The sequence below is a fragment of the Methylophaga sp. UBA5088 genome, from assembly GCF_002414625.1.
Classification (GTDB): Bacteria; Pseudomonadota; Gammaproteobacteria; order Nitrosococcales; family Methylophagaceae; genus Methylophaga; species Methylophaga marina.
Window position 1 is genome coordinate 57209 of the sequence record NZ_DIAC01000103.1, and the last position, 7402, is coordinate 64610.

A 7402-nucleotide genomic window follows, 5' to 3' on the forward strand; every position below is an offset into this window, starting at 1 on the left:
TTTTGAGTTTATTTTTGTTAAGCGCTTTAATGGTGTTAACAACATGAACATCGCCGTGATAAAGGAAATGAAGCTCCCGACTGTGATGGCTTCAAGCACTTCTGGCAGCGTGGCCAGATAAATGACGACAGCAAGGCCTAACACAGTAATTAACTGAATCACCGGCTCACTACAGGCATCCGTGGCTATCTTCTTCATTTGCTGGCCACGGTTTTTTCTGTTGATACGATCAAACCGTTCAGTTTCATACACTTGACTACCAAATGTTTTGACTTCGCGATGCGCTTCAATGATTTCTCCACAGACATGACTGACATTGCCCATAGAACCCTGAATTTCTTTACTGATTCGACGAAACCGTATGCTGACAAAATAAACCAGAACAGCCACAAAGGGGACGGTCACTAAAATGATCAGAGACAGGAAACCATTGAGATAAATCATCCAGGCAATCAGACCAATGATCGTTAATGTGTCACGTATAACAGTCAAAATAGCATCAGTAGCCGCGCCCGCAACTTGCTCGACATCGTAAAGCAGTTTGGACATAAGCTGACCAGAGTTATTTTTGTCGTAAAAACTCGCAGGTAGCGTAATGAGTTTTTCAAACATTTCTTCACGTAAGGTTTTAATGACATTACGTGCAATCCAGCCCAATCCATATGTCGTCAGAAAATTAGCCACACCCCGGATAAAGAACAAACCGATGAGCATCAGTGGCACGTACTTAATCGTAGTGGGATCTTTTTCTACAAAGCTGCCATCAAGTAGAGGTTTCATTAAGGCGGCCATGCCGGTTTCTGTGCCGGCAAAGACAATCATCGCCAGTATCGATATCAGAAAAGCCAGCCAATAGGGTTTAACGTAGTTTAATAAACGCTTGTAAAGCTGGACGGCTGTCAGGGTGACAGGTGTTTGACTCATTGATTATTCCGCAGTTGTTTGACGTGTCGCCAGGGTCAATTTGGTGTAGCCGAGTTGTTGTGCTGTATCCATCGCTGTGACGATAAGTTGATATTCTGCTTTGGCATCAGCACTAATAATCACATGAGGATCATTTTGTTCACCAACAACGCGTTTTAACACCTCGGCTAGCCCAGCGGAGGTGACGTTAGTGACTGCCTGATCATTGATAAGGACTTTACCATCCGCTTGTATCACAATATCGATAGGATCGATCTGCTCAGCCATGGCTTCGCCCGTCGCCTCAGGTAGGTCTACTTTTAATGAGCTTTCACGAATAAAACTGGTGGAGACCATAAAAAACAATAACAGCAGAAAAACGACGTCAATCATCGGGGTCAGATTGACATCGGGTTCCTCAGAGCGTTTTGGTGATAGATTCACGTCTTGCTTCCTCATCTGGATCATACTGACGGTCACCATGCAGAATCTCGATAAGCTGCATCGCTTGTTCTTCCATGCCTACCACTAACATATTAATTTTACCGCGGAAATAGCGATAAAAAATCAAACTAGGAATGGCGACAGCCAGGCCGGTAGCCGTGGTAATCAAAGCTTCTGAAATACCACCTGCCAGCACTTCAGGATTGCCCACTCCGGCGGTGGTAATAACGGCGAAGACTTTAATCATGCCTAAAACCGTACCCAATAAGCCTAGTAATGGAGAAATGGCTGCGATTGTTCCCAATGTGTTGAGATTGCGCTCTAGGGCCACGGTGACATGACGTCCAATGTCCTCAATACTTTCTTTCGTTATTTCTCGTGAACTGTTGCGGTTGACGAGGCCAGCAGCCAGAATCTGGCCAAGAGGGGAGTTGCTTTGCAGTGCTTTGATGCGATGTTCATCAACCTGATTAAACTTTAACCATTGCCAGATTTGGGTAATGAGCTCCTTGGGGGCAATGCGTTTCTTTTGTAGGCTCCAAAAACGTTCTGCGATGATCGCAATGGCAATGACCGAGCAGATAAATAGCGGGATCATTAACCAACCGCCTGCTTTAAACAATTCCAGCATGATGTCAGTCTCAGTTGTTTAAATGAAAATAGCGCTCATGATACGTGAAAATTGACTTACTCAGTAGCTTTCGACGTCCACAATTGTTCTTGTTGTTGACGCCAGAATATTGGACTATCGCCTCTACCGAAGAGGATAGCGCCATTCAAGTCGGTTCTGAGAATGGTACTAGGAATGTTTCTGTAGCGATCAACTACGTCAGTCACAGGAAAACCATACCGATTACGGAAACCAACAGAAAAAACAGCATACTTTGGAGACATGGACTCGATGAAATGACGGCTGGAAGATGTTTTACTACCGTGATGAGGTACAAGTAACACATCGGATTTAAGCGATTTTCCATAGCTGGCTACTAATATTTGTTCGCCTTGTTTTTCAATATCACCGGGTAATAATACTGACAGATTTTTGCCTTTTATCTGGAGGACACAGGAACGTTCATTGTCCGAGCCTGATTGATTTTGAAACGGATGCAAAATTTTAAATTCAACCTGATCCCATTGCCAGTGTTGGCCCGCGGTACACAAGGTGGTGACTTTATGCTCGAGGGGTTGGCTGGTCATGATTTGTGTGACGTTTATATGCTTGAGAATGCCAGATAAGCCACCGATATGATCATTGTCACCATGACTGATGATAACCATATCAACATCATCAATGTCTCGATAACGTAAAAAAGGCACCACAACAGCTTCACCAGTATTAAAGCTCTGACTGTATTTCGGTCCTGTATCAAAGATTAACGTGTGGTGTGTTGTTTCGATGACAGAAGCCAGGCCTTGTCCGACATCTAAAACGCTGACAAAAACATCCCCCGAAGCCGGGCGGTCAGTCTTGTAAAACAAAAGAGGCATTAACAACAAGATAGCGAGATATTTTCCTGGAAAGCCCCTAGGCAACAACATGAATAAAACAGCCAGTACCAACATGACCAATATTGGCCAGGGATAAACGGGTGTTTGCCAGCTGGCAAATGACAAGTGACTTAGCCAGGACAAAATAGACCAGAGACAGTTGAGTAAATAATCTGCCGCTGCTAACAATAATGATGAAAGCTTCATGCTGAGCGGCAAGAGCATCATAGCCAGGATAATCAGCGGTACAATCAATACACTCACCAGAGGTACTGCCATCAGATTGCCTATAGGGGATACGACAGATACATCGTTAAAGAAAATGATCAGTAGCGGTATCAGTGCCACAGCCATGAGGAAATGAATTTTCAGCCAGGCCAGTTTGATACCTGGGAAACGCTGAGTGCAACTCATCAAAATGATCGCAACGGCACCAAAGGATAACCAAAACCCTGCGTTTAACACGGCAAAAGGATCAAGGAATAAAACAATCATGCAGGCGAGTGACAACACATGTGAGGGATAGAATGCACGTTTAAAAAATACAGCTAGCATAGCCAGACTCACCATAATCAATGCACGTTGAGTGGGAATGGATAAGCCTGCCAGGCAAGCATAAAAAATAGCAGTGTACAGTCCGCCCAGTGCGCCTATTCTGTGCGCGGGGATTCGAACGGATGTCAACGGACAATAGCGCCAGAAAGCGCTTGTCACTAAAAAACCTAAAGCGGAGGCCAGTCCGATATGCAAGCCTGAGATCGCCATCAGATGACTGGTGCCCGTGTCGCGTAATACTTGCCATTGGGTTTGATTGATATCGTCACGTTGGCCTATAGCTAAACCGAGTATTAAAGGTAATTGTTCCGCTTGAGGAATGAGTGACCGAATATGCTGCTCGACCTCAGAGCGCCAGGCATTGATCTGCCATTGAGATGATGTGGCCAGTCGCTGATTATCTTCTGCTTTTTTTATATAACCCGTTGCGCCAATGCCTTGGCTGAATAACCATTTTTCATAATCAAAACCACCGGGATTCACCATGCCATAGGGTGGTTTGAGTTTGACAGTGAATTGCCAGCGCTCTCCAGCTTGAGGGATGTCTTCAGGTGGGTAATACCAGCTGAGTTTAATTTTTTTGGGGAGGGATGAATCTTCTGGACAAAATTCAAAACTAATATGGTGATGACCTGTCTGAGGTATGGAGGCGATAAGCCCTTGTACTTGCGTTGTTTTTGCAGGCGTGTCTGCAGCTAGTTTGTTTTGAATAGCTGATTGAGCTTGAAATGCACACCACAATAGTCCGACAATAAAACCTAAAATCCATAGTTTTCGATAATAGGCTAATGCCACGAAAAACAATAATAGTAAGCTCCCTATTACCAGAGGACTGCTGACATATAGACCAAGCAATGTGCCGAGCAAAAATGCAATGGCAGTTTTATTCATATATCCCTATAATGACGCCCGACTTAGCATGTTACTGAGACGCTATGCCTCGTAAATTCCTAAAACGCATCATGCCAGATCACAACACGATGCGCGAACATCCACATCTGCGTAAGTTTGGTCAGCGACTAACTGAACCACGTTTATGGCATACCAATCGACGCTCTATTTCAGGTGGGGTGGCGTTAGGGCTGTTTGTTGGGTTTATGCCGATTCCTGGTCAAATGTTTATTGCAGCGGCATTAGCCATTTTATTCCGGGTGAATCTTCCTATTGCAGCGATGGGTGTTTGGATTACTAATCCTTTCACCATGGCACCTATTTTTTTCTACGCCTATAAACTCGGGGCTTGGGTATTGAGTATCCCCATGGGCGCCCCAGCTTTTAGTCTGACTTGGGAATGGTTTTCAAAAGAGTTTCTGGCCATATGGCAACCACTACTCTTAGGTTGCACAATTCTAGGACTGGTATCCGCCATAGCGGGGATTCTTTTTGTTCGAATAGGTTGGCGACTGGTTGTTATCCATACATGGACACAACGTCAGCGCCAACAAAAAGATAAATCAGGCTCCTGAAGCCAGACAGCCATCAATCAATGTCAGTTGTTGATCCATTTTAGCGGCAAGCCCTGTATCGTGAGTCACAATCACCAATGCCGTGCCAAAATCTTCATTTAATTTCAGAATCAGATCAAAAATCCCTTGAGCTGTTCGATGATCCAGATTGCCCGTTGGCTCATCCGCCAGTAAGCAGGAGGGTTCGGTGATTAATGCTCTGGCCAAGGCTGCCCGTTGGCGTTCACCACCCGATAATTCACTGGGTTTATGTTGAAAGCGATGGGCTAGTCCGACTTTATCAAGCAGTTCGGTCGCTTGTTCTTGAGCTGAGGTGGGTGACATGCCTCCAATCACTAATGGCATAGCGACATTTTCAACAGCCGTAAACTCTGGCAGCAAATGATGAAATTGATACACAAAACCCAACTGCTGATTACGTAATCGACTTGCCGCTTTATTTTTCATGGCATGAATATCTTGACCTTGCACCAGTACCTGGCCCTCTGTGGGAGAGTCAAGTCCACCAAGAATGTGTAGTAAGGTGCTTTTACCAGAACCAGAACTGCCGATAATGGCAATACGATCAGAACGGTTTACAGTCAGGTTCACATTATTCAGCACATCGGTTTTTAACTGACCATCTGTAAAAGATTTTGATAATTGGCTGGCAGATAATACTGCTTGATTAGTCATAACGAAGCGCCTCGGCCGGTTTAATCTGTGATGCACGCCATGAAGGGTAAAGCGTGGAAAGAATCGATAAGACAAAAGCCGTGATAGCAATGACGGTGACATCACTCCATTCTAGCTGTGATGGCAAACTACTGATGTAATACACATCTGCAGGCATGAATTGATACCCGAGCAGTTTTTCTAAACTGGCGATCAAAGACTCAATATTCCAGGCCAGCAGCACGCCACCAACAACACCCATGGCGGTACCGATTAAACCGATTAACGTGCCTTGCACCATAAAAATACCCATAACACTACGTGGACTCATACCCAAGGTACGCAATATAGCGATATCAGATTGTTTATCGGTGACCATCATCACTAAGGTCGATACGATATTAAATGCTGCTACTGCCACGATAAGCATCAGGATGACAAACATCACTGTTTTTTCTGTTTTTAGGGCGCGGAAAAAATTGGCGTGCTGGAATGTCCAGTCAGCAGCTCGATAATTAACGGGAACATCCTGCATGACTTTGCGAAGTAGTTGTGGTGCCTTGAAGACATCATCAAACTTTAAGCGTAAGCCAGTGACGCGATCGGGAATTTTGAATAATTTAGCGGCATCGTTGATATTCATCACGGCTAGGCCGCTGTCATATTCATACATACCTATTTCAAAAATACCGACAACAGTTAAACGTTTAAGACGAGGAATCACGCCTGCGGGTGTGGGACTAACGTGTGGTGTGATCATGGTGATTTTGTCACCGGTTGTCACGCCCATAGCGGAAGCTAAATCTTTACCTAAGACAATGCCAAAGCTACCGTCAGTTAAATCAGCTAATTTGCCTTGAATGATTTTCTCACCAATCGTAGAAACGCTTTGTTCCATATCGGCATCAATACCGCGAACCAGCGTGCCTCTGACACGGCTTCCCTGACTGAGCATGGCCTGACCCTCTACAAAAGGAGCCGAGGCAATCACATCGGGATCATGCTTAATCAAATCCTGTAAATCTGGCCAGTCTCTCAGCGTGCCATCTTCGCCAGTGATGAACGCATGTGAGGTCATTCCGAGAATGCGATCTTTCAGTTCTTTTTCAAACCCGTTCATGACAGACAGCACGGTGATGAGAGCGGCTACACCTAATGCCACACCGAGCATGGAGGTTAATGAAATAAAAGAAATGAAGTGATTACGACGTTTGGCGCGTGTATAACGCATGCCGATATAGAGACTGAGCGGTCTGAACATAATGTCGCCAATAGTGATGAGAGAGAAAACTGATCCTGCTAAGCAGGATCAGTCCATGTTTCGCCTTTTATGATTTCGCGAAGACGGTTTTGGTTCCTTCTGGTGAACCCAGTAACAGCACATCTGCTGGGCGCATCGCAAATAAACCATTGGTGACTACACCGACGATATCATTCAGTGTTTTTTCTAATTTAATAGGTTCCATGATATCTAAACCATGAACATCCAGAATTACGTTGCCATTATCTGTGATCACACCTTCACGATAGACAGGTTGACCACCCAGCTTGACGATTTCACGAGCAACGTAGCTGCGTGCCATTGGAATGACTTCCACAGGAAGAGGGAATTTACCCAGAACGTCGACAAGTTTAGATGCATCAGCAATACAAACAAATTGTTTACTGGCTGCGGCAATGATTTTTTCACGTGTCAGCGCACCGCCACCACCTTTGACCAATTCGAGTAAGTGGTTAGACTCGTCTGCGCCATCGACATACACTTCGATGTCGTTGCAATCATTTAAATCAAATACTTTGATGCCATTCGCTTCTAATTTTTGTGTTGAGGCTTCTGAGCTTGATATTGCGCCTTCAATACGATCTTTGATGGTGGCCAGCGCATCAATGAA

At 44.9% G+C, this 7402-nt stretch carries 8 protein-coding genes; 1 reads left to right on the forward strand and 7 read right to left on the reverse strand.

Annotated elements, in window-relative coordinates; genetic code table 11:
• From B4K20_RS13060 to B4K20_RS13075, 4 genes are all read right to left on the reverse strand, one after another.
• A partial coding sequence (locus B4K20_RS13060) for an ABC transporter transmembrane domain-containing protein (protein WP_289283204.1) occupies nt 1-924 on the reverse strand: 924 nt, incomplete at its 3' end.
• A gap of 3 nt (nt 925-927) precedes the next feature.
• Nucleotides 928-1347, reverse strand: coding sequence for an ExbD/TolR family protein (locus tag B4K20_RS13065; protein WP_286303933.1), 420 nt, complete (start codon nt 1345-1347; stop codon nt 928-930).
• Entirely contained in the window at nt 1322-1978 is a 657-nt protein-coding gene (locus tag B4K20_RS13070; protein ID WP_286303934.1) for a MotA/TolQ/ExbB proton channel family protein, read from the reverse strand. The genes B4K20_RS13065 and B4K20_RS13070 overlap by 26 nt, the downstream gene beginning before the upstream one ends.
• A 56-nt stretch (nt 1979-2034) precedes the next feature.
• Complete coding sequence (locus B4K20_RS13075; RefSeq protein WP_289283205.1) at nt 2035-4281, reverse strand: DNA internalization-related competence protein ComEC/Rec2; 2247 nt, start codon at nt 4279-4281, stop codon at nt 2035-2037.
• Nucleotides 4282-4325: 44 nt separating this feature from the next.
• On the opposite strand from B4K20_RS13075, the gene B4K20_RS13080 reads away from it, so the two are divergent.
• On the forward strand, nt 4326-4856 hold the full coding sequence (locus B4K20_RS13080) for a DUF2062 domain-containing protein (protein WP_286303937.1): 531 nt from the start codon (nt 4326-4328) through the stop codon (nt 4854-4856).
• Here B4K20_RS13080 and lolD read toward each other — a convergent pair.
• The 3 genes from lolD to rpiA all read right to left on the reverse strand — a co-directional run.
• The gene (gene lolD, locus B4K20_RS13085; protein ID WP_289283206.1) at nt 4845-5531 is read right to left on the reverse strand and encodes a lipoprotein-releasing ABC transporter ATP-binding protein LolD; all 687 of its coding nucleotides are present in this window, start codon (nt 5529-5531) and stop codon (nt 4845-4847) included. The two genes, B4K20_RS13080 and lolD, sit on opposite strands and share 12 nt — an antisense overlap.
• Complete coding sequence (locus B4K20_RS13090) at nt 5524-6771, reverse strand: lipoprotein-releasing ABC transporter permease subunit (protein WP_286303939.1); 1248 nt, start codon at nt 6769-6771, stop codon at nt 5524-5526. The genes lolD and B4K20_RS13090 overlap by 8 nt, the downstream gene beginning before the upstream one ends.
• Nucleotides 6772-6838: 67 nt before the next feature.
• Nucleotides 6839-7402 (reverse strand): ribose-5-phosphate isomerase RpiA (gene rpiA, locus B4K20_RS13095; protein ID WP_289283207.1); only part of this gene is annotated, 564 nt, incomplete at its 5' end.

Excerpts from the sequence above, each read along its gene's own strand:
- lolD (WP_289283206.1), bottom strand. The coding sequence starts at position 5,531 with ATGACTAATCAAGCAGTATTATCTGCCAGCCAATTATCAAAATCTTTT.
- B4K20_RS13070 (WP_286303934.1), bottom strand. The coding sequence starts at position 1,978 with ATGCTGGAATTGTTTAAAGCAGGCGGTTGGTTAATGATCCCGCTATTT.
- B4K20_RS13080 (WP_286303937.1), top strand. The coding sequence starts at position 4,326 with ATGCCTCGTAAATTCCTAAAACGCATCATGCCAGATCACAACACGATG.
- B4K20_RS13075 (WP_289283205.1), bottom strand. The coding sequence starts at position 4,281 with ATGAATAAAACTGCCATTGCATTTTTGCTCGGCACATTGCTTGGTCTA.
- B4K20_RS13090 (WP_286303939.1), bottom strand. The coding sequence starts at position 6,771 with ATGTTCAGACCGCTCAGTCTCTATATCGGCATGCGTTATACACGCGCC.